Genomic DNA, 26,900 nt, shown 5'->3' with positions numbered 1-26,900 from the left:
GAGTTATCCGTCGAACGTTATCATCCCTTTCACGACCTCGGGTTCCATCGACCGCCGGAAGGCGGCGTCGACGTCCTCCAGCGGGCTCTCGAAGTCGATGATTCGCTCGACGTCGACTTCGTCGTCGGCGAGCAGGTCGACGGCGGCGTCGTAGGTGTTCGCGTACCGGAACGACCCGTGAACGTCGAGTTCGTTGTCGATTATCTCGACGACGTCCAGGGGAACTTCCGCCTCGCTGGCGAGGCCGACGAACACGACGGTGCCGCCGCGGCGGACGCCGTCGAGCGTGGACCTGATGGACGGTTCCGCGCCGGAGGCCTCGACGACCACGTCGGCACCGACGCCGTCGGTGTACTCGTCGACGACCGTCGCCAGGTCCTCCTCGGTCACGTCGATGGCGCGGTCGACCCCGCCTTCCTCGGCGAACGCGAGTTTCTCCGCGACCACGTCGGTGACGAGGACGTCCGTCGCGCCGGCGGCGCGGGCGGCCTCGGCGACGAGCAGGCCGATTGGACCGGCCCCGGTGACGAGCACGGTGTCGCCGACGCCGACGTTGCCGCGCCGGCAGGCGTGGATGCCCACGCTGAGGGGTTCACACAGCGCACCCTCACGCGTCGAGACGGAGTCGGGGAGTTCGTACGCGAAGTCGGCGGGCCAGGCGACGTGCTCGGCGAACGCGCCGTCGTGGGGCGGCGTCGCCATGAACACGACGTCCTCGCAGAGGTGGTAGTCGCCGCGCTTGCAGTGTGCGCAGTGACGGCAGGGGACGCCCGGTTCGAGCGTGACCCGGTCGCCCGGCGCGAGCTCGTCGACGTCGTCACCGACCTCGGCGACCACTCCCGCGCTCTCGTGGCCGAGCACGAGCGGATAGTCGACGACGTAGTCGCCGATGCGACCGTGTTCGAAGTAGTGAACGTCCGACCCGCAGATGCCGACGTCCCGGACCTCGACGAGCACCTCGTCCGGTTCAGGCGTCGGTCGCTCCCGTTCGCGTATCTCGAACTCTTCGACGTCGGTGAGTGCTGCCGTGCGCATCGGTCCCAGAGAGCGAACTCACCGACAAAAGCATGACGGGCGAGGGGCTGAACTGGCGCTTGACGGCCGTTCTCCGGATTCTACGGCCTCCCGGAGACCGTCGTCATCCGAGCGTTTCGCGCAGCCAGTCCGCGACGCCGTCCATCGCCTCGTCGGCGGTCGAGACGTCGTCGGTCAGGCTGAGGAAGCCGTGGGCCATCCCGGGATAGTGGCGGTGGTCGACGTCGACCCCGGCCGCCGCCAGTCGCTCGGCGTACGCGACCCCCTCGTCGCGCAGGGGGTCGAAGCCGGCGGTGACGACCGTGGCGGGCGGGAGGCCCGAGAGGTCCGGGGCGCGGAGCGGCGACGCGTAGGGGTTCGCGCCGTCGACCGGACTGCGGAGGTAGCGCTCCCAGAACCACTCCATGTCGGCGCGGGTGAGCAGCGGCCCGTCCGCGTTCTCGGCGAACGAGTCCGTGTCGCAGCTATGGTCCGTGATGGGGTAGAGGAGGGCCTGTGCGGCGACGTCGGGACCGTCGAAGTTCCGGGCGCGGAGCGTCGTCGCGGCCGCGAGGTTGCCGCCCGCGCTCGTGCCGGCCACGGCGAGGCGGTCCGGGTCGCCGCCGAACGCGCCGGCGTGGTCGTCGACCCAGGAGAGGGCGGTGTGTGCGTCGTCGACCGCGGCGGGGAAGGGGTGTTCGGGAGCGAGCCGGTAGTCCACGGAGACGACGACGCAGTCGGCCCGGGCCGCGAGTTCGCGGCAGACGCCGTCGATGGAGTCGAGCGTTCCGAGCGTCCAGCCGCCGCCGTGGTAGAAGACGACGACGGGGAACGGGCCGTCTCCCGTCTCGCCGGGTCGGTAGAGCCGGAGCGGTATCTCCCCGCCCGGCCCGGGAATCGCCAGGTCGCGGACGGACGCGACCGGTCGTGACTCCTCGGCGGTGAACACCTCGTCCTCGACGCGGCGGGCCGACTCGACGGACAGCGAGTGCCACGGCGGGACGCCGGCGCGCTCTATCTCGGCTATCGCGGCCGCCATCTCGGGGTCGAGTTCCATACGTCGACTCTCGGAGCCCCCGAAGTTATAGTTCACTAACGGTACTCCAGCGTGGCTCGACGCACGGACCACGGCCCGGACCGTGCGCCGGACGACCCCAGGGGCGGCTCGCCCCGAGCGACGTTCGACGGACGGCGTGGCCCGGTTCGCCCCGCCGGTGAACGGCCGTCGTCGGAACCACAGGGCGTATTGCTCTCGCTCGCTTGTGTCCGGGCATGAGCACCATCGCGGAGGTCGAACTCCCCGCAGACGAGTTCGCACTTCGGAAAACGTTGAACGCAGTCCCTGACGCCGAGTTCAACGTACTGCGCGTCGCGGCCCACGACGACGACAGCGTACTGCCGTACATGTGGGCGGAGTCGGACGATTTCGACGCGCTCGACGATGCGCTACGCGAGGACCCCAGCATCGACGGCTTCGAAGTGCTCGAAGACCTCGGAGACGAGCGATTGTACCGGATGAACTGGGTGGAATCTATCGAGGTCATCGTCCACGTGCTCGTCGAGGAGAAGGCGACCGTCCTCAACGCCCACGGCGAGTACGAGCGCTGGCGGCTTCGTCTCCTCTTTCCCGACCGCAACGCCCTGTCGGCGACGTACGATTTCTGCGAGGACTCGGGACTGTCGCTCGACATCCGCAACATCTACGAGATGAACGACACGCGTCACGGCCTGTTCGGCCTCACCGAGGAACAGCACGAGACGCTGATGATGGCGCTCGACGAAGGGTACTACGACATTCCGCGGGACTCGACCGCCGACGACCTCGCCGACGGTCTGGACATCTCCCACCAGGCCGTCTCGGAGCGACTGCGCCGCGGCCACCGCAGTCTCGTGAAGAACGCCCTCGCTATCGGTCCCGAAGAGCGCGGCAATCGGACGCGGTGACCGGTTCGAAAATCAGTCGCTTTTCGCCAGTCGCGTGATGGTCATCGGCCGTTCGCAACGACGGCTCCCGTCGCCGGGCCCCGCGACGAACTTCCACTCGGTCGGCGAGTCGTACTCCTCGACCTCGTGTTGCGGTTCGCCGTAGCGTCCGGCTTTCGAACTATCGTCGGCCCGTTCGTGCTGCGGGTCGCCGTACAGTTCCTGTTCGTCGGCGATCCCGTCCGTCTCGCCCGTACCCCCACGCTTGGTGCTTGACATCTCTCGTTTCGGAGTATGCGGCCAGCACCCCCATTGCTTGCGGCCGCACTCGCAAGTAATTGAAGTGAGGTCAGGTCCCGAAGGCGCTGGTCAGGTCCTCGCGCCACTCGTCGAGTTCGGCGAGTTCCGACTCGATGTCGGCGACGTCACCGCGGACGCTCTCGATGCGGTCCGCGAGGTCGGACTCGGTGCTCGACAGCGACGTCGCCAGGTCGTCCACGTCCGACGACAGCGTTGCGATGTCGTCTTCGAGCGACATCGCCTCCTCCAGGTCGTCGCGCAGGTCTTCGACCTCGTCGTCGAGCGCGGCGGTCTCCTGGGTGTTCTGGGCCACGAGGTCCTCCAGGTCCGTTAGCTGGTCTGCCAACTGTTCCACGTCCTCGCCCACGTCCGCGATGCTGTCGAGACCGTCGGCCAGGTCGTCGAGGTCCGCCTCGAGGTCTTCGACGCGCGCCGCGTCGTCGCGCACGTCGGCGAGGCCGGTTTCGAGGTCCTCGAGGTCGTCCCGGAGATCGCCGAGTTCGTCCACCCGCTCGCCGAGGTCGTCCAGGCGCTCGACGTCCTCGCGGACGCTCTCGACGTCCGCTTCGAGGTCCCTGAGGTGGGTCAGCTCCTCGCGGAGCTCCACGACTTCCTCGTCCAGGTCGGCGACGCCGTCTACGTCCTCCCGGACGTCTTCGAGGTCCGCTTCGAGGTCCTCGACCCGGTCCGTCTCCTCGCTGACGGCCGCCACGTCGTCTTCGAGGTCGGCCACCCTGGCCCTGGTCTGTGCGCCGTCGTCTTTCGCGTTCTCGACGCCCTCCCGGACGTCGGCGAGTTCCTCGCGAAGGGCGGCGACCTCGCTCTCGAAGTCGTCGACGACGTCCTGGGCGGTCCCGTTCTCGTCGATGAACTCCTCGAGCGCCTCCGTGTACGCCGAGAGGTCGTCGACCCGCGACTGGAGGTGACGAAGGCGCACGTTGGTACTCTCGGGCATCTCGAGGTCGAGTTCCTCCCGGAGCACGTCCAGGTCGCCCTCGGCGACTTCGCCTGCCCGGATCTCGTCGGCCAGTGCGGCCGCGACGCTCCCCGGCCGGGGCGGTGACGTCTCGCGGTCGGGCACCGTCACGTCGCCGCCTCTCTCGGCCGGTTCCGCGTCCGCCACCGGCTCACGACCGGTCTCCTCCTCGTTCGACTCTCCCAGCGCGAGTGCGTCTTCGTCCTCGTCGTCGGCCCCGTCGTCCGGTACGTCGCCCGCGAGCGAGTCGTCCTCCGGCGAGTCGTCGCTCGCCAGCGGGTCCGCGTCGACCGACGCGCCGTCCGCCGGCCGGTCGTCGCCTCCCCGCCCGTCGTCCGCGAAGGAGTCGGCGTCGTCGCCCGCGAGGGGGCCGTCACCGCCGAGCGGGTCGTCGTCACCCAGTGGGTCGTCGAGGGAATCCTCGTCGCCAAGGGGGTCGTCGTCACCCTCCGGACCGGTAGCGAGCGGGTCGTCGCGAGAGCCGTCGGCCTCCGCGAGCGGGTCGCTTCCCTCGTCGGCGAGCGGGTCGTCCCCGAGGGGGTCGTCACTCCCGTCCTCGTCCCCGTCGTCGCCGAGACCGGGCAAGTCGCTCTCGCCCGCGATGACGTCGCGAACGACCTGACTGCTGTCCTCGGAGACGATGTCGGTGATGGTGTTGTCCGCGACCTCCTCGTCGTCGCTGGCCTCGCGCTCCTCGCTCGCTCCGACGGCGTCGACCATCGGCGGCCGGAGGAACTGTTCGGCCTCCTGCCAGTTCGAGAGTCGGATTCCGTACACCGTCGTCAGCGTCTCCCCGGCGTCCAGCACGCGCTCGAACTGGACGCGGTGGTCCTTGTACGCCGTCCAGTTGTCGTTCTCGAACTCGGGATGGAAGCCGACGTTGTCCATCGGGAAGTCGTCCGGGATGCGGTCGGTGATCCGAACCGACACCGCCTCGTCGCGCTCTGACGCTATCTCGAACGTGATAGCCGGCACGGCGAACTCCTCGCCGTCGAACGATTTCTCGACGGTGACCCCGCTCGCGGAGCTGGTCACCACTTCGTTCCCCTCGGTGAAGTTACTCATACAGTTCACATCCGAGAAGGGATATATAAAACATACGCTGGAATACTGGTGCGTTCTTACGAACGCCGACGTCACCGACTGACGCGTTTGTCGCTCCCACAGCAAAACGAACGCCCGGCGTGCCGTTCCGCTACTCCTCGCTGTCCTCGTCGCTGTCGTCGGCGTCGCCCTCCTCGTCGTCGGTCGCGCCGACGTCGGACCCCGCCTCCCCGGGGTCGTCCTCGACCCGGATGCTGACCGGTTCGGTCTCGGTCTCCGACTCGCCGTCCTGGAGGTGTCGGTCGAGGTTGATTACCGTATTGAGTTCGCTCTGGACCTGGTCGACGATGCCGCCGACGAGTTCGCTCGGCGCGATGGCGGTGTACTCGTAGGGGTTGTTGCCGGCTCCGGCGCTCTCGCGCTTCTCGCGCGTGACCTTCTCCTCCTCGTGGAGTTCCGCCAGCGACTCGCGGACGGTGCTCGGATAGAGCCCCGTCCCCTCGGCGATCTCCTCGCTCGTGCTCCCCGGGTTCTGGCGGAGGTAGACGTAGATGCGAGCGCGCGTCTCGGTGTCGAGGACCCACGAGAGCAGGTCGACGATGCCCTGGTCGAACCCCTCGACCGCGCGGTCCGCCTCCTTTTCGAGACGCTCCCGCCCTCGTGAGAGGCGCTCGGTTCCCGTCTCGTCTATCTCCTCTTCGACCACCGCCGTCTCCTCGCCCTCCTCTTCGACGGTGACGCGGTCGGTCACCGTGTCGTCCTCGACCGTCAACTCCTCCTCGACCGTGACGTCCTCGTCTACGTCTTCTATCTCGGCTTCTTCCACGGTGTCGTCTTCGACCGTGACGTCCTCCCGCTCGTCGTCGGTGTTCTCCCCGGACATGTTGTCTCAAGAAGGACGAAAGCTACGCGCGATTAAAAACCTTGCCTACAGGAGGAGCGACGCGTACAGCGCTTCGGCCCCCTCCTCCTCCCGGAGACGGCGTTGCCGGGTCGCGCCGCTCTCCCCGTCGTAGACGTCGCGGATGCCGGAGACGCCGAGACGGTCACTCTCGCGGTCGACGACCTCGGCGAGCGACACCTCGCCGTCGAGGTCGCGAGCGACGAAGGTGGCGTCGTGGCCGTAGCGCATCGCCCGCCACTTGTTCTCGTCCAGCAGTTCTCGGCGGTGGTTGTAGCCCGCACCGCGGTCTCGCGGCCCGTGCCCGGCCGACCGGTACGCGGCCCACGGGTCCGCGCTGTCCTCGTACCGTTCCACGAGGTCGGTCACGAGCGCGTGCGTGTACTCGACGAACGCCATCACGCGCTCGGGGTCGGCCTGGCCGTCGGGCACCCGCACCTCGACGGTGCCGTGGCCGGAGTGGGGTCGCACGTCGTACCAGAGTTCGCCCCGGTCGTTGATGGCGTCGCCTTCGACCATCCGTTCCTCGAAGCGGGCGAACTCCTCGTAGGAGTCGAAGGCGGTCGGCATCCCCGTGTTCGGCAGCGCCTCGAATATCTTCGCGCGGGCGGACTGGAGACCGGTGTCGAAGCCGTTCCAGTACGGCGAGTTGGCCGACAGCGCGAGCATCACCGGGAGGTACCACCGTATCTCGTTGGCGACCCAGACCGCGGCGTCGGCGTCGTCCACGCCGACGTGAACGTGGAGCCCCGCCGTCGTGTTCCGGTGCTGTGGATACTGGATTCGGTCGAGTTGCTCGCGGTACCGTTCCTTGTCCGCGTGTTCGAGTTCGCGCCACTTCGCGGCAGGGTGGAGGCCGGCGGCGGCGACGCCGAACCCGTGCTCGCGGGCGTGGTCGACCAGCGCCTCCCGGACCGCCCGAACCTGCTCGCCGGCCGACGAGAGCGTGGTCTTCGGCGTCTGCGTCTCGATGACGCACTTGAACAGTTCGTGGTCGAGACGGTCCTCCAGAATCTCCGGCGGGTCGTGTTCGTAGACGAGTTCGTCGGTTCCCGCAGTGGGGCGACCCCGTTCGTCGACGACGTAGAACTCCTCTTCGACGCCAAGAGTCCCCCTCTCGCTGAAGTTCTCGGCCGAACCCAACTCCATTTTGCGGAAGTTAGCAACCCGCCGGGTAAATAGTTCCGGGACACGGCCGCGTCTACCGGGTGTTCGACGCCGCTGTCAACGATTCGACGGAAATCGGCCCCCGCTGCTAGCTCTCCGAGAGGACCTTGTACGCGACGGCGACGACGCCGCTCACGACCGCGACGACCGCGGCGAGCGCGACGACCGCGGCGAGCGCGACGACGAATCCGACGAAGGTCACGGCCGGGTTGACGGCCGTGCGGAAGGCGAACTGGCCGACCAGCAGCAGGACCCATCCGCCGACGAGAACCGCGTAGAGTTTTAGCATCTCGTCGTCGGTCGCGTATCGGAGGGCTTCGCGCGCCGAGACCGAGGACATACGTTCGTCACCGGACTCTCGGCTCAAAATCTCTCCGAAGTTTGACCGTTTCGGTTCGCTAGCGGGGCACCGCCGCGACGCCGAGGTGGTCGTCGTGGAACGGGTCGAGCTGTCGCGTCTCCAGAATCTCGTACTCCTCGCGGAGGTCCGCCAGGACGAGGTCGAACACCTCCTCGGGGTCGCTGGCGACGTCCTCGCTCCTGGCCTTGATGGCCGCCAGCAGGACGCCGTCGCGCTGGAGGAATCGGGCGTTCTCTCGCGCGACGCGGGCCTGCCCGCGGGTGGCCACGTCCTGGACGATGGCGTCGACCTCCGACTCGACGACGTGCGCGTAGGTCTCGGGCTTGCGAGCGTCTTTCAGCAGGGGGAAGAGGTTCCGGCGCGCCTCCGCGACGTCGAGCAGGTCCCGAGCGGGGCGGGGAGCGAACTCGACCGCGTAGGTCGGCCCCGCGAAGTCGGCGACGTGGCTCACCGTCGTTCCACTGGCCGCGCCGAGGTACAGCACCGTCTCGTCGCCCTGGAGGGCGGTCTCCATCCCGAATTCGAGGAAGGCCGCGAGCTTCGAGCGCCGGGCGTCCCAGAGCCGCCACTCGCCGTCCGTCGGTTCGCCGTAGACCGGCGGTCCCTGGGTCGCTAGCCGCTCCTCGCCGTCGAACTCGCGGCGCTCGACCCCCTCCGGTAGCGTCATCCGTCACCCCTCCGGTCGAGGATGCCGTCGAGGCGCTCGCCGAGCTGTTCGTCCAGCTCCGGTTTGCGCTCGCCGGAGTAGTGGTCGACGCGCGCGGCGATGGCGAGCTTGCCCGAGAGCGTGCGGGCGACCGCGCCGCGGCGGTCCGGCGGCGCGCCCCTGACGGACTCGTGCGTGTAGATGACGCCGTGTTTCGGCGAGGAGGCGTGCCCCCGGAGATGCGCGAACAGCGCGTCCTCCGCTCCGAGCACCTGCACCGTCCCACCGGGCATCTTGGCGAGCGATTCGAGGTCGCCGGCCAGCGCTATCAGCCGCGCGGCCAGCACCGGTCCCGCGAGCGCCGCGAGATTCGGGGCGACCGCGGGCGCCTGTCGTTCGACGAACTCCCGGAGCGCGTCGCGCTCGTCGGCCAGGTCCGCGACGCGCTCGGCGAGCGAGACGACCCGTCGCTCGACCGGGGATTCGGGGTCGCGCTCGGCGAGTTCGCGGGCGTAGGCCACGCCGGTGTCGGCGTCGGGATACAGCGTCCCGGCCCATTCGGCGACTCGCTCGGCGAGTTCGTTCGCTTCGGATTCGCAGTCGTCCATCGCCCGCACGGCGTGGACGAGCTGGCGGTCGTCGGCTCGCTCGCGCTCGGTGACCGCCTCGCGGGTCGCCCGGATGCTGGCCTCGCGGAGCTTCGCGTAGTAGTCCGCGTCGTCCTCGGCGAATCCGGCGTCGACCGCGCGGCGCGGCCAATCGGCCGGCGCGTCGGCGCTCCCCTCGCGGACGGCTGCCGCGCCCGCGTCGACGTCGTCGGGGTCGACCCCCGCGAACCACCCCTCGTCCGCCTCTGTCATGGTCGTGGGTTGTGCGCCTTCTCGTTTAAACCTGCGTTATTCGGTGCTCCGCGGCGACGGTCGTCGAGCCAGGGCACTCGACGGCGGCCGTACGTATCGACGTCGAACGGCGGCCGGCGAGAGCGTTAAACCGGTCCTCCCCGAATCTCGACCGTATGTCCGAACCGCACGACGGTACCTCGACGCCGGAAGCGGAAACCGCTCCTGCGAGTCGCGTGACCGTCCCGCTGTGGCAGTGGACGGTCGAACTCGACGCCTCGCTCGTCGACGAGTCGCCGACGGAACTCCGGCGGCAGGTCCGCGAGTACGCCGCCGCCGAGCGCCGCTCGTTCGACCTGACGGTCGAGACGCCCGACGACTTCACCGGAGCGGTGATGGACGCGATGCAGACGATTCCGCGGGGCGAGACGCGAACCTACGGCGAACTGGCGGCCGCCCTCGACACCGCGGCCGTCGCCGTGGGACGGGCGTGTGGCCGGAATCCGCTCCCGGTCGTCGTCCCCTGCCACCGCGTCGTCGCCGCGGACGGACTCGGTGGCTACTCGGGTAACGGCGGAGTACCGCTCAAGAAGCAGTTGCTGGAACTCGAATCCGAGTAGCTACTTGTCGGGTGCGACGCGATTGACGTGCCCGGTGACTCCGGACTCCAGTTCGACCTCCACGCCGCCGGGCTGGGTGTGTTCGTCGGAGAGGAACCTGACGATGTCGCCGACGAGTGGGTCGACGTCGTCGGCGTTGTCGGCGTCCGTCTGCTCTATCTCGACGGTCATTCCCGTCCGCAGATCCTCTCGCGTCGGCTGATTGGCGGACAGACACGGAGTTGGGGGGCTCCCGCCAAAGAAGATGACGGCCCCGTAATCGCTACTCGAACTTCTCGAACGGCTGCTCGCAGGCGTTGCAGAAGTGCATCGAGCGACAGAGCGACGGTCCCTTGGGATGTTCGCGCTCGGTGTCCGTCGACCCGCAGTACGGACACTCCGCGCCCGAATCCTCGCCGCTCGTGTCGACGCTGGGGTCGGGCCGTCTCATACGCTCAGTCCGAACTCGCGGAGGTCGTCTTTGCCGCGTTCGGTCACCATGTCGATCGTCCACTCCGGCGACCAGACCAGTCGGAGGTCGACGTTCGCGACGCCCTCGACTGCGGCCACCGTCTCGCGCACCTCGTCCGTCAGCATGTTCCGGGCCGGACAGCCGGAGTACGTGAGCGTCATCAGTATCTCGACCGTCGCACCGCCGTCCTCGTCACTCTCGGTCACCTCGACGCCGTAGAGCAGTCCGAGGTCGACGATGGAGATGGGCATCTCCGGGTCCTCGACGCCGTATAGCGCCTCCCAGACGTCTGCTTCGAGACCGGTCGCGTCTTCGCCGGTCGCCGGCAGGTCCTCGACGTCGCCGTCGCCCTCGACGTACTCGGTGTAGGCGCACAGTGCCGGCTCCGCGCAGTCGTCTACCCCGGGGACGCCGTCGCGTTCCGTAGCTCCCTCGTCGTCGAGGTCGGGTATCTCGGGGTCGTACGGAACGCCGTGAGTCTCACGAGACGACGAACGTTGTTCGTCACCGTCACTCGACATCGTCGGGGTCCTCCATGATGCGGGCGGCCCGGTCGCGGTCGAGTTCGCGGTACGTCTTCGTGAACGCCGACCAGAGGTCGTCCCAGTCGTCCGTGTGAGAGCGGTCGCGGCCCACCGTCTCGGGCAACTCTACGTTCTCGTGGTGGGCGTCGTACTGCTCGGGCAGTTCGACGTCGTCCACCGACAGACCGAGGCTCTCCAGGTACGGGACGACGGTGTCCAGCCACTCCTCGCGCATGTCCGCAAGCGACCGTGTTCGGAGGCCGAGGTCGTCGATGCGTTCCTCGACCGTCTCGTCGACGGGCGCGAAGATAGTCAGCGCATACGGGAGCAGTCGGTCCACCGCACTCTGGACGCGCTCGCGGCTCGATTCGTCTTCGCAGAGTCGTTCGAGCCAGCTCTCGGCGTGCTCGCGGTGGTAGTCCTCCTCGTCTCGTATCTTGCCGACGCGGTCCCGGATGCGGGGGTACGACGAGTCCGCCAGCGCAGCGAGTCGCAGCTCCTCGGCCACGTCGTAGAGGTACGACCGTACGACGGGGTCGGCCCAGTCCCCCTCCTCGAACTGGAGTTCGGTCAGCGTGCTGTGGTGCCACCTTCCCGGTTCGCGCTCCCAGATGAGTTCCGACTCCTCGGCACCGAAGTCCTGCAGCAGGTCGTACCAGAGCCGAGCGTGACCGAGTTCGTCCTGCGCGATGTTGGCGAGCGCGAGGTCGGACTCGAGCGTCGGCGCGCGCACCTGCCACTCGGTGTAGCGCTCGGCGAGGACGAACTCGTCGTCGGCGAGTCGGTACAGCAGCGTCTCGACGGCCTCGCGCTGCTCGTCGGAGAGGTCGCCCGGTCCCGGGAGGCTCTCGACGGTCGCCATCAGTCGTCACCTCCCTCGACCCTGCGCTCGGCCTCGACCTGTTCGCTCTCGGACTCGGCGACCTCCTCGGCCGCCGCTTCGAAGCTGTACGAGGTCGCCCACCGGTAGGACTTGTCGGTCGTCCCGCCGAACTTCGCGTCCTCGGTGTCGACCTCGCCGATCTCCTTCTGGGGCGCGACCCAGAGGCTGTTGGTCGGCTTGCGCCGGGCGTGCTGTATCTCCGCGAACAGCAGTGCCATCTCCCGGTCCGGCGCGTGGACGTTTCCGCAGTGGGTGTGGTACTCTCCTTCCTGCTCCTGTCTGAACACTTCCCAGATCATGGTCAGTCGGCCGCCTGCGGCTGTTCGCCGCCGTACAGTCGCTGTTCGTGGCTGTCCATCGACTCGCGAACCCACTCGACCGCCTCCTGGGCGCGCTTGCGACCGTTTATCTGTCCGAGGCCCGGTTCGTACTCGTTTTTCGCGATGGTGAAGAACTCGTCCCAGTCGAGGTCGTCCTCGACCACCTCGAACGTTCCGTCGCCGTTCTCGCGGATGCGCGGCTCGTCGGGAATCTCCAGGCCGTACTTCTTCGCCTTCGGGACGTAGGAGTTCAGGAAGGCGTTGCGAAGGTCGTCGTTCGACATCTGCTTCAGGCCGACCTCGCTGGCGAAGTCGTGGTGGGTCGACTTGTCGTTGGTCGGGCCGAAGAACTGGATGATCCTGGGCCACCACTCCTCGAAGGCCTCCTGGGTCATCTCCTGTTCCTTCTTCGACCCCGTCATCAGTTCGTAGAGGATGGCCTCGCCGTGTTTGACGTGGAACCCCTCCTCGAAACAGACCTTGTCCATCGCGTGGGCGTAGGGTTCCCAACTGGTCTGTTTGAGCGTGGCCTGCCGGCGCATCGCCGCGCCGTCGACGAAGAACGCGATCATCGGCGTCTCGACCCAGCTCTCCAGCGGGTAGTGGAAGCAGTTGAGGAACTTCCCCTGCCCGTTCGCGAGTTCGTCGAGCATCTGCTCGCGGCTCTTGACGCCGAGCGACTCGGCGGCCCGGTACAGCAGTTGCCCGTGACCGATCTCGTCCTGCACCTTCGCCGAGAACGCCAGCTTTCGGTCGAGGCTCGGGGCCTCCCGGATGAACGGACGTTCGAGGTACGCCCCCATTATCTCGCTGTTCGCGTGGAACTGGATCATCCGGGTCGCCGCCTTCCGGTACTCCTCCGGCAGGTCGTCCTTCGGGCTGAACTCTCGCGGTCCGGCCCGCTGTTTGACGGTCTCGATGTCCATGGTCGTTCATTACACCTCCCGTCCCATACTACTTGACCCGCCTATGGAGCGCTTTTAAATACACGCGGTGCCTTCCGTCGGACGTGATAGAGGAGTGCCTGGTCGTCGAGTTCACCGTCACCGGCGACGACTGTCCGCTCGCGGAGGCGTCCCGTGAGACGGGCGTCCGCGTCGACTGCCAGCCGCCCCAGCTCCGGTACGACGGTAACGCACTCCTGCGGTTCAGCGCCGGCGTGCCGCCCAGCTTCGACGACGTCGAGGGCGACCCCCTGGCCGAGTTCCTCGACGCCGACGACCGCATCCGTTACCTGCACGTCTCCACGACGGACGACCGCCGGAACTACCGCTGTCTCTCGAAGCATCCCTGCATCGTCCACGAACTGACGAACGCGGGATTCATGGCCGAGTCGCTCCGCTACCGCGACGGCGGCGCGACGTTCACGGGCGCGGTCGTCGGTCACGACGTGCTCCGGGGAGTTCTGGAAGCGGCGGGGGAAGCGGTGGGCGTCACGCTCTCTCGAGTCCATCCCCTCGGTTCAGAAGACGAGGACGCCGTCGCTCGCACGTGGGACGTCACGCCCGCTCAGGAGCGCGCCCTACGGACCGCCCTGGAGATGGACTACTTCGGCGTCCCACGGCAGGCCACCGCGAGCGAGGTCGCGGACGAACTCGCCATCAGCAAGTCGGCGTTCCTCGAGCGCGTCCACCGCGCGGAGCGAACGCTGTTCTCACAGCTCTTCGAGTAGCGCCCCCGAGACGGACTGTGACGCTCGCGGACGGCGGCCGCGGCAGACCGTTCCTCCGGTCGATGTGTAGTGGCGAACAGACGGCGGACACGAGCGCGAAGCGGCGTGCCGTACTCCCGCGGACCGCTTCGCGGCGACTCGTCAGGTCACGCCGACGTTGGCCGCGCCTTCCGGTTTAAGTCTCCGCGTCGCGGAAGCGTTCGGCGTCCGGACGTGCTCGCCTCCCCGACGCCGGTCGGCGCGAGTGCCGGCTATCCCGTCTTGTAGACGCCGCGGGCTTCGGCCACGTGTTCGTCGTCCTCGTCGTGGACGCTCACGTCGACGACGCCGACGTCGTTGCCGTTCCGGACCACGTCGGCCTCCGCGTACAGGTCGCCCGTGCCGGCTTCGATGTAGTCGATGCGCATGTCGATGGTCGGCACCGGCTGGTCGTTCAGCGAGACGAGCGCCGCGCCGCCGACGGTGTCCGCCAGCGTGAACGTCACACCGCCGTGAGCCATCTGTCGGTCCCGGTTCCACGAGAGCTCCTCGCGCATCTCGATGCGACCTTCGGCGTGGCCGTCCTCGGCTGCCGTCACCTCGACGCCGAGCAGGTCGGCGAACGGCATGTCCTCGAAGAACGCTTCGATGTCCATACCGCGAGTCCGAGTGGCGGGCAATTAAATGTGGGCCACTCGACTCCCCCGGTATGGACGTAACGGACGACGACGGCATCCGAACAGTCACTTTCGACCGTCCCGAGGTCATGAACGCCTTCACGACCGATACGGCCGAGGAACTGGCAGACGTGCTCGCGGAAGCCGACGCAGACGAGCACGACGCCGTCGTGCTGACCGGGGAGGGCGACGCCTTCTCGGCGGGCGGGGACGTGCAGTCGATGGCCGAGCGCGAGGAGACCACGGAGGCGGCCTACGAGCGCATCACGGCGACGTTCGGACGCGTCGTCGAGGAGGCGCTCTCGGCTCCCGTCCCCATCGTCGCGAAAGTGAACGGCGACGCCGTCGGCGCGGGACTGGCCATCACGGCCGTCAGCGACTTCGCGTACGCCGTCGACTCGGCGAGGTTCGGCTGTGCGTTCGTCCGCGTCGGCCTCATCCCGGACACCGGCGGCTCCTTCCTGCTCCCCCGCATCGTCGGCCTCCGGACCGCGAAGCGACTCGCGTTCACCGGCGAGTACTTCGGAGCCGACGAGGCGGCCGAGATGGGGCTGGTCAACGAGGTCGTCCCGGACGAGCAGCTCGATCCCGCCGTCGACGACCTGCTCGACACGCTCCAGGAGCGCCCGACGAGGACCATCGGTCTCGCCAAGCGCGCCATCCACGAGAACATGGGCAAGGGATGGCGCGAGGCGGCGGACTACGAGAACATGGTGCAGTCCCAGGCCTACGACACGCCCGAACACGAAGAGGGCGTGGCGGCCTTCCTGGAGGGGCGCGACCCCGAGTTCGAGTGACCGTCGGTTCCTACCGTCGAGCTTCGGCGGCCCGGCTCACAGTCCCAAGAACTCCTCCGCGTTCTCCCAGAGTATCTTGCGCTGGACGTCTTCGGGGAACTCCAGTTCCGCGAACTGGTCGAGCCACGGTCCGGGTTCTATCATCGGGTAGTCCGTGCCGAACATGACCTTGTCCGCGAGCAGGCTCTTCGCGTAGTGGAGCACCTGGTCGTCGATGTACCGCGGCATCCACCCCGAGAGGTCCATGTAGACGTTGCCCTTCTGCTGGCAGATGGCGAGTTGCTCTTTCTCCCACGGGAACGCCGGGTGCGCGATGAGAATCTGGAGGTCCGGGTACTCCGCGGCCACGTCGTCTATCAGCATCGGATTGCCGTGCTTGATCTTGAGTCCGCGACCGCCGGGCGCGCCCGCGCCGAGGGTGGAGTTGCCGCCGTGGAAGACGACCGGAACGCCCAGGTCCTCGATGGTGGCCCAGAGTTCCTCGTGTTCGGGGTCGCTGGGGTCGAAGCCCTGCGCTATCTGCTGGAACTTGAACCCCGAGAGGTCGAGGTCCTTCACTGCACGCTCGGCCTCCTCGACGCAGTCCTCCTTGAGGGGGTCGACGCTGGCGAATCCGACGAAGAAGTCGGAGTACTCGTCCCGGACTTCGGCGACGTAATCGTTGGGCACCGGCGGGTTGCCGGTGTTGGTCTCGGCGTCCCAGCCGAGCAGGACGGTCGTACCGATTCCGGCCTCGTGGTACTCCTCGATGAGGTGGTCGTAGGTATCGGTCTCGATGGAGGTGCCGAACTTGTTCGCGGCGTCCTCCATCATCAGACCGCCAGCGTCGTGGAGGAACTCCTCCGTCGGTTGGTGACAGTGGGTGTCGACGATGGGGTAGTCGTCCTCGTGGTCGGCGACGACGTCGAGTCTGGACATGCGACGGTGTTCGGGGACTGTCGTGAAAAATCGTGCGAAGAAAGATCTTCGTCGGCCCGACGACGGCGAGATGCGTAACCGTCCTTTACTCTCTGGTCTTGATGAGGAACTTCATGTCGCCCTCGAAGACGACGGTGTCCTCCTGGTTCGTCATGGTGGTGTCGATGACGACCAGTCCTGCGTCGTCCCGACTGCTGATCTCCTTCGTCTCGGTCACTTCCATGTCGAGACTGATGGTGTCGTCCATGTAGACGGGGTTCGGGATGTCCATGTAGTTCATCCCGAGGAACGCGAGGACGGTGCGTTCGAGAATCCCGATGCGGTAGACGAATCCGGTGGCGAGCACGAACGTCATCGGGCCGTGGGCCACCCGCTCGCCGAAGTACTCGTCCTCGGCGTACTCCTTGTTGGTGTGGAGTTCGGTCCAGTCGCCGGCGAACGCCGAGTGCATCACGAAGTCGTACTCGGTGACGGTGCGGCCGACGCTCTCGAACGTCTGTCCCTCCTCGAAGTCCTCGAAGTGGTGTGGCTGGTAGCTGTACGGCATATCGGAGAAAACTTCGGTGAAATATAAGTAAGTATTGCACCTACCGCCACCATGACCGAGATTCCCGACGAGCGCCGCGAACGCATCGCGGCCGACCCCTTCTGCGAGACGCTCGGCGTCGAACTCGTCGAACTGGCCCCCGGCACCGCCACGACGGAACTCGCCGTCACCGAGGACCTGCTGAACTTCCACGGGACGCCCCACGGCGGCGCCGTCTACTCGCTCGCGGACGCGGCCTTCGCCGCGGCGTCGAACGCCGAGGGGGAGACCGCGCTCGCGCTGGAGACGAACGTCTCTTACTTCGAAGCCGTCGCGGTCGGCGAGACGCTGACCGCCGAGGCCGAGCGACTCCACCAGCGCGGCCGGACCGCCTCGTACCGCGTCACCGTCACCGACGAGGCCGACGAGCGTGTTGCTACGTTCCGCGGTCGGGTGTACCTCCCGGACGAGTGATTGCCAGCGTTCGGACGGACTGATCCCCCACCGAGTGAAGACCGGTTTCGTTGAGACACGTTTGGGCTCCAAAACCTCGTTTACAGGTGATGCCCGCCGACCGTTCTCCTATTGCGCAGTCGGCGCGGTGACAACTGCCAGAACGCCTGAAGACGTCCGAGTCCGCAACGATACCCCGTACCGGTGTGCTGGACGCGCCAGCGGGCGACGAGAATGACAGCACGGACGCCGGAGACGCAGGTAACGCGGTACTCGCTCTCGGAACCGTCGGGGGGCTCGTGAACGTCGTCCGGGAGAACGATTCAGACGGATCCCCGGACTCTTGGAGTCGACCGACCGCCCCCTCGAGACAGCGTTCGACGGAGGTTTGCGGAACGCCTTTTCCGCTCCTCGAACTACTCCAGGACGTGAAACGTCACCGCGTTGCGGAGTTGGGAGTCGTGGTACTGGTGTACGTCGTCGTCTTCCTGTTGATCATCGGACCCGCAATCGGTGCGGCCACGGGATTCGACGACCCTGCGCTCGATCTGACCGACGGTGACGGCCGCGAAATACCGACCGGCGTTCGCGGCGTGGTACTGGTCCTGACCACCGCGATGGTCATGGTCGGGTACATGGTAGTTCGTGCACGAGTCGCTGGCGTCTCTCCCGAGGAGTACTGGGGCCGATAGCAGGAATCGCCGACGAGAAATTGGAGTGCAGTCGTTACGCCTGCGCTCGCAGGGCGGTCGCGGCGATATCGGAAATTTCGCCGAGGTCCTGTACCCAGATCGCCAGTTGGCGCTGGGAGATCGGCGAGTAGTCGCCCTCCGTTTCGTTACCCTTACCGTTCGACTTCCCAGTACCGGACGAAGAGTCGGTGAGAGCGTCACTGGCCGACTGGAGCGCGGACACGTACTCCCGGAGGAGTTCATCTGCAAGCGATGGGCGGTTCTCCTCGAGCGCACGCTCGGCGAGTTCGAGGACCCTCGTTGCGACCGCGAGATACGCCGTAGCACCCTGCTCCGGTGTCGCCGCGGGATGGACGTTCACTGTCGTCCGAATCTGGACGCTCTCCTTGGCTTGTACCTTCTCTCGAAGCGTCAACCGGTCGTTCTCGACGTTGGCTTGGAGCTTGACTTCGAGACCGTCCTTCGAGAAGGGATCTCTCGACGACTCACCGTTTCCGTTCCCGATGGTCCGGCGAGACAGCGAGGCAGCGTCGTTTACCTCCGACTTCGTTTCCTCGAACTGAGTTCCAACTCGTTCGACGTACTCTGCCTTGTCGAGCGGGACGACGCGAGTCTGGGCCGTACTGTCGTCGACCGTTACCTTCAGCGCCGTCTCGTCGCTCGTCTTCGGCGTTCCGGACACGGTGACGGTCGTCTCCTTTCCGGCCGGGAGCGCGTCGATGGCTGACGACTCGGCGGTCGCGTCGAAGCCTTCTACGTCGATTGCAACCTCGGAGACCCCTCGAAGTCCGACGTTCACTACTTCGTATTCGATGTCGAGCGACTCCCCGAGTGGGACGGTCCTGACGCTGGGTCCCGTCACTTGCACAGCCGTCGGGAGCGCGATGTCCCCGGAGTTTTGCCGCATCGAGGTTTCTCGTTCTCTGACCGATTCGTTCGCCGAGACCACCGAATCCACCTTGTCTGCGACGTCGCTTCCGCTTGGTCCGTCCTTGAGATAAAGCAGAAAGTCGTACTTGGCCTGGAGTCGCGCCTGCTGTGCTTCGGCGACGGCTTCGAGGTACCGTTTTGCCGCCTCGGCACTCTCCGGGTTCTGCGAGCTTCGAGCGAGTATCCTTCGGGCGACGTCTCGAACCGCGCTCTCGCGCGCCTGTCTATCGTTGAGCGCCTCGTCGAAGTCGTCGAACCGATCGATCGCTGTCGCTGTGTCGCCCGAACCCACCGCGTCACGGAACGCGACCACACGGTCGTCGCTCATAGGTTCACCCCGCTGAGGTCGGTTTCGCCGAGAAGATACGTAGCTGTCTGGTGGATTTCGTTGTCGATCATCGCGAACCCGAACCCGGACGCGATCTGGACGCTGTCGATGAACAACGCCGCCACGCTGAGGGCGGTTGCGACGGTAGCGAGCGTTCCTGCCAGTCCGAGTGCAGTCGCCGCTCCGAACCCGGTGACGATGAGGAAGGCGGCACCGACGAGCGCGGCGACGGAGCCCGCGGACGCCAGGTCCGCCGCGAGACTCAGCACGTCCGAAATTTTCTCGAGACCGTCTATCAGTATGTCGTTGAGAAGCGTCTCCACCGCCTGAATTGCGTCGGCAGCGGTGCTCTGCAACGTCTCACGCGTATCGGCGTCCTGCGCCGACAACGACGAGACGTTCGAGTGGAGGTACTCCATCCTGGCGTCGATCGTCGTGTTGATGCCGCCCGTCTTCACGTCGTCCTGGTACGTGTCCAGTAACGCCGAGATCTCTTCGAGGACGGGCGCTTCCGTCAGTTGGATTTCGAGGTCGGTCGTATCTATATCGATACTGTCCGGCACCGTACCGCGTAGGTAGGACGGTAACTCCTCGTCGGGTACGTCGTACGAGACCTCGAAGTCCGGGAGGTCGATGTTCGATGGAACCGGAACGTCCACCGACGGCAGGTCGGGCGCGAAGTAGTAGGTTTCGAACAGGGTCTCCTCCAGCGAGTCGAGCAGGTTTTGCTTCGCGTCGGGATTAGTCGCAGCGTAAGCCAACTCGCCCGCCTTCAGCGTCCCGCCAGCTGCACCGTTGACTGCTTCCCGTGCGTTGTCCTTGTTGTTTCGAATCGCGCTCTCGCTGCGGGAAGCTTGCGAAATCTTGTACGCGTTGAGGTCGGCGTCGATGTCGTTCAACGAGGAGGTCGGTAGCGCGCCACTCCCCCGGATGCTCTGCGTGATATCGTCGAGGAAGCCCGTCACGTCGTCCAGAATCGACGCGTTGATTCGCTTGAGGATGCCCGCACCGATTTTCTCGCCGACCTCCGGAATCAGTTCGATGGCCGCACCTGTGGCGAACGAGTAGACGTTCTCGGAGGTCTTCTCGGTCGGGTTGTCCTCGCCGACGACTGCGCGTGTGCTCGTCTCGGTCACCGACTCGGTCGCATTCATCCGATTCAGCGCCCGTTCGTACTGTTCGGTAGACGTTTCCAGACCGTCTTCCCGAATTTCTGCCAACAGTTCCTGCGCCGACTGGTCGACGGTCGAGTTCGCCTCGTCCTCTCCTATCGTCTGCGCCGCGAGACCCTGGATTGCGTCGATTTTCTCGCTTTTCCGGTCGATGAGTTGCTCTAAACTGGCCGTCGGATCGTCAGTTCTCGTGCCGGCCTGCCACTCCATGAACGAGTGGTTAATATCGAACGCTCGGTAGTGGGCACCGTTTATCTGGAGCGAAGCGAATCGCTTCTCGGTATTCGGGGGGCTCCCCACGCTCCTGGCGTTCGGGGTCGAGGGTCGTCCCGTTCCGTCCTCCCAGAGCCGGCCGAGGTAGGTGCCGTCGCCGTCGTGCTTGACCTCGTAGTGGTACCAGATGTCCTCCTGCCAATCGACGCTATCGGTCTTCTGGACGGAATCCACGAGATCGCCCTCCACGAGGAAGGGTTTCTGCCGCCCGCGAGAGTCCACGAAACCGAGGTGAACTTTGAGAGGGCTGTGATTCTCGTCGGGGTCGTCGTACAGGATGACGTTGTGGCCCTGAAAGTCGCTATTCAGCGGGACGTTCTGGGTGTAGAACGACCCGCTGAGGGTCCACTCGTCCTCCCAGCCGGCCAACCCGGTCCGCCAGCCGATGATGCCGTCCGTTCCCCCTCCGGTCGTCTCGCGTATCTGGAGAACGTGTCGTCCGCCTTCCGGAGTCGATTGCGAACGTACGCGCGCTCGGAAGTCACCATCGTCGTCGTACACTCGCCAGCCGGGATTCGAAGTGTAGTCCCCGTCTTCCCAGTCGTCGTAGAACGCTGGTTCGTCGTCGATCTCCAACGCACCCCCGCCGTTCGTCGCTAGCGGGAGTGACCCACCGAGCAAGAGGCTCGTTCGGAGAACGTCCCTCCGTGATATCCGGTCAGTTTTTCTATACATGCACCCGGATTTCATATCACGTATAATTAAGGATATCCTTAGATATCTGATTTGATAACTGTCGAAGCCCGGTACCAGAAATTTATATACTACACGAGATTCGACGTATCACGCTTTGACAGGCTGAATCACGTTGGCGTCGAAGAGGGAACGTTCGACGACGAGACGCGAATCACCGGTCGTCGGTTGACGGAAGAGACGTCTCAAACCAGAACGATTGCACCGCCGAGTCCGAACGCAGCGAGCGCTCCGGTAGCCAGAAATCGGGCGGTGAGCAGGCCGAGCAGTCGAAGACGGCTGTTCGCCCCGAGGTCGACGAGGACGTCTTCGTCGATTCGCGCTCGAATCGTCGGTTCCGACGCGTCGTCGTGCGCGTGTCCGAGGAGATAGAGTCGGTCGCCAGGTTCGAGTCGCCATTCTGTGTACCGATGAGGATGAGACCCGACCCCGAACACCGACCCCGCGCTCGACACGTCCGGAACGTCTCCCAGAATGCCGTGTACAGCCTCGGGTGGTGACGCGTCTTCGTCGTATCGGGTTCGATCGTCGACCCCGAGCTGAACGTTGCTGAACAGTTCGTCCGGCACGGGCGTCCGCCACGACTCGACGTCTGCGTCGAACTGGACTCGCACGCGGTCTCCCTCGACGTCGGCGAGATACGTCGGCGGAAGTTCGTAGTGGACGTCCTTGCGGTGCCATCGCGGAACGAGCAAGCCGACGCCGGTTCCACCCGTACGATGTTTCACTTCTCTGTCGAGGACGTATCCCACGCATTCCTCGCCGGAGAGCGGGGCGCGAACCGGCGAGTCGGTCGCTTCGACTTCGCCGATTACAGCGACTCGGCCCGTTCCGAGGGCGTCCGGTGGAGACACGCCGGTCGATAGCACCGTCTGCAGAGAGCTCAAAAACGACAGTAACCCAACGACGCCCACGAGACCGACCAGCCCGAAGATAGCGGGAAGGAACACGTCGAGAATCATCGTGCTGGTCGGGCCGAACGCGAGTCTCCAGTGATTCTCATGACCGAGTGTCGAAGACTACCGTGATAAGTTTAGTGTTAGAATCAACGGATAATTACCCGTACCGTGACGGTCGCGGCGCTCACGGAAGCGGGAATCCGCTCACCGGTGGTCGTAGACGCGCTTCACTTTCCCCGTCTCCGAGCGGTCGATGACGCCGGGACCGACGACCTCTATCTCGTCGGGGTTAACCTCCAGCGTGTCTTCGAGTACCGTCCGGATGCGGTCCTCGAGTTCCTCGTGGGTGCCGCCGTACTCCTCGTGGTACTCGACGGTGAGTTCCATCCGGTCGAGGTTACCCCGGCGGAAGAGGTCGATGCGGTAGTACGGCGCGACGTCGTCGAGGTCGACCATCACCTCCTCTATCTGGCTGGGGTAGACGTTGACGCCGCGGACGATTATCAGGTCGTCCGTGCGGCCGGTGACGTTGTCCATCCGGACGGCGGTGCGCCCGCAGTCGCACTCCTCGTAGGTGAGCGAGGTCATGTCGCCCGTGCGGTAGCGCAGGACGGGCAGCGCTTCCTTCGTCAGCGACGTGAGCACGAGTTCGCCTTCCTCGCCCTCGGGCAGGGGTTCACCCGTGTCGGGGTCGATCACCTCGGGATAGAAGTGGTCCTCCCAGACGTGCAGTCCCTCCTGGGCCTCCTCGCACTCGATGGAGACGCCGGGGCCGATGACCTCCGAGAGACCGTACACGTCCACGGCGGTCACGTCGAGCGCCTGCTCTATCTCCTCGCGCATCGGGTCGGTGAACGGTTCCGCGCCGATGACGACGGTCGAGAGCGGTAGCTCCCGGGGGTCGATACCCCGCTCTTCTGCCGCCTCGGCGAGATACAGACAGTAGGAGGGCGTACACGCGAGCACGTCGCTCTCCATGTCCTGGAGCATGTCGAGTTGTCGGCCGGTGTTGCCGCCGCCGGTCGGGATGACGCAGGCACCCAGTTCCTCGGTGCCGTCGTGGAAGCCCAGACCGCCCGTGAACAGTCCGTAGCCGTAGGCGTTCTGGACGACGTCGTCCTCCGAGACCCCCGCGGCCGCGAGCGAGCGCGCCATCACCTCGCGCCAGAGGTCGAGGTCGTCGTCGGAGTAGGCGACTATCTTCGGTTTCCCGGTGGTGCCCGAGGAGGCGTGGATGCGGTTCACGTCGGCGTGGCCGACCGCGAACAGGCCGTCGGGGTACTCGTCCCGGAAGTCCTCTTTCGTCGTGAACGGGAGTTCCGTCACGTCCGCGACGCTCTCGACGTCGTCGGGCGCGACGCCCGCCTCGTCGAGGGCGTCGCGGTAGAAGGGGACGTTCTCGTACGCGTAGGCGACCGTCTCGGCGAGGCGGTCGCCCTGGAGGCTCCGGAGTTCGTCGCGGGACGCGGCCTCTATGTCGCTGTATACCATACCACTCGGTGGTTCGGAAGCCGACGACAAAGTCCTTTCTCGGGTCGAGATGTCACAGAACTTTTATCCGACAGACTGCCGCACGTCATGGCGGAAGATGTCGCCGCTCTCGTCGGTTACCACGTTCGAATCCACTCGTCTCTGGGGTCGGCCGGACGACAGGCGTCGCCACTGGCGTCGCTTCGTCGGCGGATTCGCCGCGCTCGTCCTCGCGTTGCTGCTCGTCGTCCTGGTCGGCAAGCGCTTCCCCGGTGCAAGAGGGCTCGTCAGCCTCGTCTACGACGCCGTCCTGCCCGCAGTGCTGTTCTGCGCGCCGCCGGTCGTCTCGGCGGTGAGCGCGTACAGCGACGGCGGCGTGTTCGCCTCGCTCGCCGTGGGCGTCGTCCCCGGAGCACTGTTCAGCGTCGTCCTGGGGCTGATGCGGATAGCGACCGGCCAGTCGACCGGGGAGGCACCGCTCTGGGCGCTCGCGCTCGCGTTCGTCGGCATCGGCGTCGCGGGCGCGGTCGTGGGGTACGGCGTCGGTCGCGGACTGTGCCGTCTCGCGGAACGGCGTTCGGCGTAGGGACCGTCGACCCGGACCCCGGAGTCCCGAAGTGACGGCAATTATTTCTTTCCGGGGCTGTGAGTGTGGCGCATGCGAGACGCGTACCTCGTCGGCGCGGCCCAGACGGACTTCGGGTCGTTCCCCGACGAAAGCTACCGGTCGCTGTTCCACACGGCGTTCGAGGACGCGTGCGACAGCGTGCCGGCGGGCATTACCCCCGACGACGTGGACGAGGCGTTCGTCGGCACGCTGGGCGTCGGCGGTCGTCAGCTCGGGCTGGCCGGCCCGGCCGCCACGGAGCACGTCGGCCTCGACGGCGTCCCGACGACGCGCGTCGAGAACGCCTGCGCCGCGTCGGGCTACGCAGTCCGGCAGGCGGTCCAGGCCATCAAGAGCGGGATGGCCGACGTGGTGCTCGCGGGCGGCGTCGAAGTGATGACCGACACGTCGAGCGACGCGACGAAGTACTGGCTCGGCGTCTCCGGCGAGACGGAGTGGGAGCGCCTCTCCGGGACGACTTTCGCGGGCGTCTACGCCCAGATGGCGGACGCACACATGGCCGAGCACGGCACCTCCCGGGACGCACTGTCGCGCGTCGCGGTGAAGAACCACGCGCACGGCGCGAAGAACCCCCACGCCCACCTCGGCTTCGAGTGCTCGCTGGAGGACGCCCGGGACGCGGCCGTGGTCGCCGACCCCCTCACGCTCTATCACTGCTGCCCGACGACCGACGGGGCGGCCGCCGCGCTCATCGTCGGCGAGGACGTCGTGGAACGGTACACCGACGCCCCCATCAGGATAGCGGGCGTCGGCGCGGCCAGCGACCGCGTGGGACTGTTCCAGCGCGACACGTACACCTCGATTCCGGCGTCCCGGGAGGCGGCGAACCGGGCCTACGAGATGGCCGGCGTCGGTCCGGACGACCTCGACTTCGCGGAGGTCCACGACTGCTTCTCCATCGCGGAACTGCTCGCCTACGAGGACCTGGGCTTCTGCGAACCGGGCGAGAGCGGCGACCTCGTCGCCTCGGGCGCGACGGAACTCGGCGGCGACCTCCCCGTCAACACCTCGGGCGGCCTCAAGTCGAAGGGCCACCCCATCGGCGCGACGGGAGCGGGCCAAGTCGTCGAGGCGTTCGAGCAGCTCTCCGGTCGCGCGGGCGACCGGCAGGTCGAGGGCGCGACGCGGGGTCTCACGCACAACGTCGGCGGGAGCGGCGGCGCGGCGGTAGTGCACGTCTTCGAGCGCGAGTCGCCACACGACTCGGACGGCGCGAGCGGGCGGCGTCCGCGAGGGAAGGAGGCGGAACCATGAGCGGCGAGACCCCGAACATCGCGGCGGTCGGCGCGTACGCGCCGCGGTTCCGCGTCGACGCGGCGGCGTTCGAGGAAGCGTGGGGGCAGTTCCACGCGGCGGGCGTCCGGTCGAAGGCGGTTCCGGCCGCCGACGAGGACGCGCTCACGATGGCCCACGAGGCGGCGACCCGCGCGCTCGACGCCGCGGACCGCGCCGGCGAGGACGTCGCCTTCCTCGCCGTCGCTTCGACGACGCCGCCGCTGGCCGAGGAGGACCTGACCGCCCGCCTCGGCGGCACGCTCGGCCTCACCGAGAGCGTGACACGACACGTCTTCACCGGGAGCACGCGGGCGGGGACGCGAGCGCTCGACGCCGCCCTCGCCGCCGGGCCGTGGGACGGCGTCGGCCTGGTGGTCGCCGCCGACTGTCCGCGCGGCGAACCGGACAGCGAGGAGGAACACGCCGCCGGCGCGGGCGCGGCGGCGTTCGTCCTCGCCGACGACGGCCCGGCGGAGGTCGTCCAGCGGGCCGAGTTCGCCGCCGAGTACCCCGGCACGCGCTTCCGGCGGCGGGGTGCGGACGCCACGGAGGGCCTGGGCGTCACGAGTTACGACCGCCAGGCGTTCACCGAGACGCTGTCGAGCGCGGTCGACCGACTCGACTTCGAGGCCGTCGACGCCGCCGCAGTGCAGGCCCCGGACGGCAAACTTCCCTACCGCGCCGCGGGCGCGCTCGGGGTCGGGACCGACGAGATACGGGCGGCCGCGACGGTCCACGAACTCGGCGACACCGGCGCGGCCAGCGTCCCCCTGGGGCTCGCGACGGCGCTCGCGGACGGCCACGACCGCGTGCTCGCCGCCGCGTTCGGCAGCGGCGCGGGCGCGGACGCGCTGCTCGTGGGGGCCGACGAGGTTCCGGCGTCGCTCTCGCTCTCCGGGAGCGAGTCGCTCTCCTACGCCGAGTATCTCCGCCAGCGCGGCGAACTCACGTCGGGGCCGCCGAGCGGCGGCGGCGCGTACGTCAGCGTCCCCTCCTGGCGGCGGACGCTCGACCAGCGCCACCGCCTCGTCGCCGGCCGCTGTCCGGACTGCGGTGCGCTGAACTTCCCGCCGGAGGGCGCGTGCACCGACTGCAACTCGCTGGTGGAGTACGACGACGCGGCGCTCCCGGGAACGGGGACCGTCGAGGCGACGACGACCATCTCGCAGGGCGGCGCACCCCCGGAGTTCGCCGAACAGCAGGCCCAGTCCGGCGACTTCGACGTGGTCGTCGTCGCGTTCGATGGCCCGCGCGAGCGGGAACCCGCGAGCGGCGGGACGTCGCGCGAGGACGGCGACGCGCGGGACGACGGCGACGAGACGGCGAGCGCGCCGGCGCAGGTGACGGGAACGGACCCCGGCACTCTCGACATCGGCGACCGCGTCGAGGCGACGATACGTCGCATCTACACGCAGGAGGGCGTGACGCGGTACGGGTTCAAGGTCCGTCCGGTGCGGGGCGACGATTCCGGATAGATTTGCTGCCGGCGAAAGGCCGGACCGGCGACGCGTATCGTCGTCTCCCCTTCGCGTGCCCCGCTCGGCGTCGT

Annotated in this window: 31 protein-coding genes; 9 read left to right on the top strand and 22 right to left on the bottom strand. The window is 67.1% G+C overall.

The annotated features are described in order from the left end of the window. Window positions 1-3: 3 nt before the first annotated feature. Both ACTF4R_RS03990 and ACTF4R_RS03985 read right to left on the bottom strand, forming a co-directional pair. Window positions 4-1,035 carry an NAD(P)-dependent alcohol dehydrogenase gene (locus tag ACTF4R_RS03990; protein WP_440006410.1) on the bottom strand — a complete coding sequence of 344 codons (1,032 nt, stop codon included), beginning with the start codon at window positions 1,033-1,035 and terminating at the stop codon, window positions 4-6. A 103-nt stretch (window positions 1,036-1,138) separates the two neighbouring features. After that, the gene (locus ACTF4R_RS03985) at window positions 1,139-2,071 is read right to left on the bottom strand and encodes an alpha/beta hydrolase (RefSeq protein WP_440006409.1); all 933 of its coding nucleotides are present in this window, start codon (window positions 2,069-2,071) and stop codon (window positions 1,139-1,141) included. 215 nt (window positions 2,072-2,286) lie between these two features. Between ACTF4R_RS03985 and ACTF4R_RS03980 the strand changes: the two genes are divergently transcribed. Continuing rightward, entirely contained in the window at window positions 2,287-2,958 is a 672-nt protein-coding gene (locus ACTF4R_RS03980) for a helix-turn-helix domain-containing protein (protein WP_440006407.1), read from the top strand. 12 nt (window positions 2,959-2,970) lie between these two features. Here ACTF4R_RS03980 and ACTF4R_RS03975 read toward each other — a convergent pair whose 3' ends face one another. From ACTF4R_RS03975 to ACTF4R_RS03945, 7 genes are all read right to left on the bottom strand, one after another. Beyond that, complete coding sequence (locus ACTF4R_RS03975; RefSeq protein WP_440006406.1) at window positions 2,971-3,216, bottom strand: hypothetical protein; 246 nt, start codon at window positions 3,214-3,216, stop codon at window positions 2,971-2,973. 70 nt (window positions 3,217-3,286) lie between these two features. Next, on the bottom strand, window positions 3,287-5,278 hold the full coding sequence (locus ACTF4R_RS03970; protein ID WP_440006404.1) for an AAA family ATPase: 1,992 nt from the start codon (window positions 5,276-5,278) through the stop codon (window positions 3,287-3,289). A 130-nt stretch (window positions 5,279-5,408) separates the two neighbouring features. Next, window positions 5,409-6,140, bottom strand: a complete 732-nt coding sequence (locus ACTF4R_RS03965; RefSeq protein WP_440006402.1) for a winged helix-turn-helix transcriptional regulator — start codon at window positions 6,138-6,140, stop codon at window positions 5,409-5,411. 45 nt (window positions 6,141-6,185) lie between these two features. Continuing rightward, window positions 6,186-7,307: a glutamate--cysteine ligase gene (locus ACTF4R_RS03960; RefSeq protein WP_440006400.1), complete on the bottom strand. Its 1,122-nt coding sequence runs from the start codon at window positions 7,305-7,307 to the stop codon at window positions 6,186-6,188. A gap of 106 nt (window positions 7,308-7,413) precedes the next feature. Next, complete coding sequence (locus ACTF4R_RS03955) at window positions 7,414-7,665, bottom strand: hypothetical protein (RefSeq protein WP_440006399.1); 252 nt, start codon at window positions 7,663-7,665, stop codon at window positions 7,414-7,416. A 58-nt stretch (window positions 7,666-7,723) separates the two neighbouring features. Beyond that, window positions 7,724-8,353, bottom strand: a complete 630-nt coding sequence (locus tag ACTF4R_RS03950) for a fibrillarin-like rRNA/tRNA 2'-O-methyltransferase (protein ID WP_440006397.1) — start codon at window positions 8,351-8,353, stop codon at window positions 7,724-7,726. Then, the gene (locus ACTF4R_RS03945; RefSeq protein ID WP_113275888.1) at window positions 8,350-9,192 is read right to left on the bottom strand and encodes an NOP5/NOP56 family protein; all 843 of its coding nucleotides are present in this window, start codon (window positions 9,190-9,192) and stop codon (window positions 8,350-8,352) included. Before ACTF4R_RS03945 ends, ACTF4R_RS03950 begins: the two co-directional genes overlap by 4 nt. A 155-nt stretch (window positions 9,193-9,347) precedes the next feature. Here ACTF4R_RS03945 and ACTF4R_RS03940 point away from each other — a divergent pair, with 155 nt between their 5' ends. Then, complete coding sequence (locus ACTF4R_RS03940) at window positions 9,348-9,791, top strand: methylated-DNA--[protein]-cysteine S-methyltransferase (RefSeq protein WP_440006395.1); 444 nt, start codon at window positions 9,348-9,350, stop codon at window positions 9,789-9,791. On the opposite strand, the gene ACTF4R_RS03935 is transcribed toward ACTF4R_RS03940, so the two are convergent. The 6 genes from ACTF4R_RS03935 to paaA are packed head-to-tail and all read right to left on the bottom strand — an operon-like array spanning window position 9,792 to window position 12,895. After that, window positions 9,792-10,004: a DUF2196 domain-containing protein gene (locus tag ACTF4R_RS03935; protein ID WP_440006674.1), complete on the bottom strand. Its 213-nt coding sequence runs from the start codon at window positions 10,002-10,004 to the stop codon at window positions 9,792-9,794. A gap of 49 nt (window positions 10,005-10,053) precedes the next feature. After that, window positions 10,054-10,221, bottom strand: coding sequence for a 1,2-phenylacetyl-CoA epoxidase subunit PaaE (paaE, locus tag ACTF4R_RS03930; RefSeq protein WP_440006393.1), 168 nt, complete (start codon window positions 10,219-10,221; stop codon window positions 10,054-10,056). Continuing rightward, window positions 10,218-10,763 (bottom strand): 1,2-phenylacetyl-CoA epoxidase subunit PaaD, encoded by a 546-nt coding sequence (gene paaD, locus ACTF4R_RS03925; protein ID WP_440006391.1) that lies wholly within the window; start codon window positions 10,761-10,763, stop codon window positions 10,218-10,220. The genes paaE and paaD overlap by 4 nt, the downstream gene beginning before the upstream one ends. Continuing rightward, complete coding sequence (gene paaC / locus ACTF4R_RS03920) at window positions 10,753-11,628, bottom strand: 1,2-phenylacetyl-CoA epoxidase subunit PaaC (RefSeq protein WP_440006389.1); 876 nt, start codon at window positions 11,626-11,628, stop codon at window positions 10,753-10,755. Before paaC ends, paaD begins: the two co-directional genes overlap by 11 nt. Further along, complete coding sequence (gene paaB / locus ACTF4R_RS03915; protein WP_433630904.1) at window positions 11,628-11,948, bottom strand: 1,2-phenylacetyl-CoA epoxidase subunit PaaB; 321 nt, start codon at window positions 11,946-11,948, stop codon at window positions 11,628-11,630. Before paaB ends, paaC begins: the two co-directional genes overlap by 1 nt. A 2-nt stretch (window positions 11,949-11,950) precedes the next feature. Beyond that, a complete protein-coding gene (gene paaA, locus ACTF4R_RS03910) occupies window positions 11,951-12,895 on the bottom strand; it encodes a 1,2-phenylacetyl-CoA epoxidase subunit PaaA (protein WP_440006387.1) in 945 nt (314 codons plus the stop codon). Window positions 12,896-12,978: 83 nt separating this feature from the next. Between paaA and ACTF4R_RS03905 the strand changes: the two genes are divergently transcribed. Further along, window positions 12,979-13,641, top strand: coding sequence for a helix-turn-helix domain-containing protein (locus tag ACTF4R_RS03905; RefSeq protein WP_440006385.1), 663 nt, complete (start codon window positions 12,979-12,981; stop codon window positions 13,639-13,641). Window positions 13,642-13,892: 251 nt separating this feature from the next. Here ACTF4R_RS03905 and ACTF4R_RS03900 read toward each other — a convergent pair whose 3' ends face one another. Further along, window positions 13,893-14,276, bottom strand: coding sequence for a PaaI family thioesterase (locus ACTF4R_RS03900; protein WP_440006384.1), 384 nt, complete (start codon window positions 14,274-14,276; stop codon window positions 13,893-13,895). A gap of 53 nt (window positions 14,277-14,329) precedes the next feature. Here ACTF4R_RS03900 and ACTF4R_RS03895 point away from each other — a divergent pair, with 53 nt between their 5' ends. Beyond that, the gene (locus ACTF4R_RS03895; protein ID WP_440006382.1) at window positions 14,330-15,094 is read left to right on the top strand and encodes an enoyl-CoA hydratase/isomerase family protein; all 765 of its coding nucleotides are present in this window, start codon (window positions 14,330-14,332) and stop codon (window positions 15,092-15,094) included. A 36-nt stretch (window positions 15,095-15,130) separates the two neighbouring features. Here ACTF4R_RS03895 and ACTF4R_RS03890 read toward each other — a convergent pair whose 3' ends face one another. Next, complete coding sequence (locus tag ACTF4R_RS03890; RefSeq protein WP_440006380.1) at window positions 15,131-16,012, bottom strand: amidohydrolase family protein; 882 nt, start codon at window positions 16,010-16,012, stop codon at window positions 15,131-15,133. Between the two features lie 85 nt (window positions 16,013-16,097). Beyond that, the gene (locus ACTF4R_RS03885; RefSeq protein ID WP_440006378.1) at window positions 16,098-16,559 is read right to left on the bottom strand and encodes a MaoC/PaaZ C-terminal domain-containing protein; all 462 of its coding nucleotides are present in this window, start codon (window positions 16,557-16,559) and stop codon (window positions 16,098-16,100) included. Between the two features lie 51 nt (window positions 16,560-16,610). Between ACTF4R_RS03885 and paaI the strand changes: the two genes are divergently transcribed. Both paaI and ACTF4R_RS03875 read left to right on the top strand, forming a co-directional pair. After that, window positions 16,611-17,012 (top strand): hydroxyphenylacetyl-CoA thioesterase PaaI, encoded by a 402-nt coding sequence (paaI, locus tag ACTF4R_RS03880; protein WP_440006376.1) that lies wholly within the window; start codon window positions 16,611-16,613, stop codon window positions 17,010-17,012. 185 nt (window positions 17,013-17,197) lie between these two features. Beyond that, window positions 17,198-17,683, top strand: coding sequence for a hypothetical protein (locus tag ACTF4R_RS03875; protein ID WP_440006374.1), 486 nt, complete (start codon window positions 17,198-17,200; stop codon window positions 17,681-17,683). A 34-nt stretch (window positions 17,684-17,717) separates the two neighbouring features. On the opposite strand, the gene ACTF4R_RS03870 is transcribed toward ACTF4R_RS03875, so the two are convergent. The 4 genes from ACTF4R_RS03870 to paaK all read right to left on the bottom strand — a co-directional run bounded on the left by ACTF4R_RS03870 (window position 17,718) and on the right by paaK (window position 23,469). Further along, the gene (locus ACTF4R_RS03870) at window positions 17,718-18,941 is read right to left on the bottom strand and encodes a CARDB domain-containing protein (RefSeq protein WP_440006373.1); all 1,224 of its coding nucleotides are present in this window, start codon (window positions 18,939-18,941) and stop codon (window positions 17,718-17,720) included. Beyond that, entirely contained in the window at window positions 18,938-21,061 is a 2,124-nt protein-coding gene (locus ACTF4R_RS03865; protein ID WP_440006371.1) for a hypothetical protein, read from the bottom strand. Before ACTF4R_RS03865 ends, ACTF4R_RS03870 begins: the two co-directional genes overlap by 4 nt. Before the next feature lie 203 nt (window positions 21,062-21,264). Then, the gene (locus ACTF4R_RS03860) at window positions 21,265-22,041 is read right to left on the bottom strand and encodes a hypothetical protein (RefSeq protein ID WP_440006370.1); all 777 of its coding nucleotides are present in this window, start codon (window positions 22,039-22,041) and stop codon (window positions 21,265-21,267) included. A 141-nt stretch (window positions 22,042-22,182) separates the two neighbouring features. Beyond that, window positions 22,183-23,469, bottom strand: a complete 1,287-nt coding sequence (gene paaK, locus ACTF4R_RS03855) for a phenylacetate--CoA ligase PaaK (protein ID WP_440006368.1) — start codon at window positions 23,467-23,469, stop codon at window positions 22,183-22,185. A gap of 97 nt (window positions 23,470-23,566) precedes the next feature. Here paaK and ACTF4R_RS03850 point away from each other — a divergent pair, with 97 nt between their 5' ends. The 3 genes from ACTF4R_RS03850 to ACTF4R_RS03840 all read left to right on the top strand — a co-directional run bounded on the left by ACTF4R_RS03850 (window position 23,567) and on the right by ACTF4R_RS03840 (window position 26,826). Then, window positions 23,567-24,034 carry a hypothetical protein gene (locus ACTF4R_RS03850; protein ID WP_440006366.1) on the top strand — a complete coding sequence of 156 codons (468 nt, stop codon included), beginning with the start codon at window positions 23,567-23,569 and terminating at the stop codon, window positions 24,032-24,034. A 72-nt stretch (window positions 24,035-24,106) separates the two neighbouring features. After that, window positions 24,107-25,330 carry a thiolase domain-containing protein gene (locus ACTF4R_RS03845; protein ID WP_440006364.1) on the top strand — a complete coding sequence of 408 codons (1,224 nt, stop codon included), beginning with the start codon at window positions 24,107-24,109 and terminating at the stop codon, window positions 25,328-25,330. After that, entirely contained in the window at window positions 25,327-26,826 is a 1,500-nt protein-coding gene (locus ACTF4R_RS03840; protein ID WP_440006362.1) for a zinc ribbon domain-containing protein, read from the top strand. Before ACTF4R_RS03845 ends, ACTF4R_RS03840 begins: the two co-directional genes overlap by 4 nt. The last annotated feature ends 74 nt before the right edge of the window (window positions 26,827-26,900 follow it).

The organism is Halomicrococcus pelagicus (genome assembly GCF_051917725.1).
GTDB lineage: Archaea > Halobacteriota > Halobacteria > Halobacteriales > Haladaptataceae > Halomicrococcus.
The sequence above is the reverse complement of the archived record's forward strand: the minus strand, read 5'-3'. Positions and strand labels throughout refer to the sequence as shown.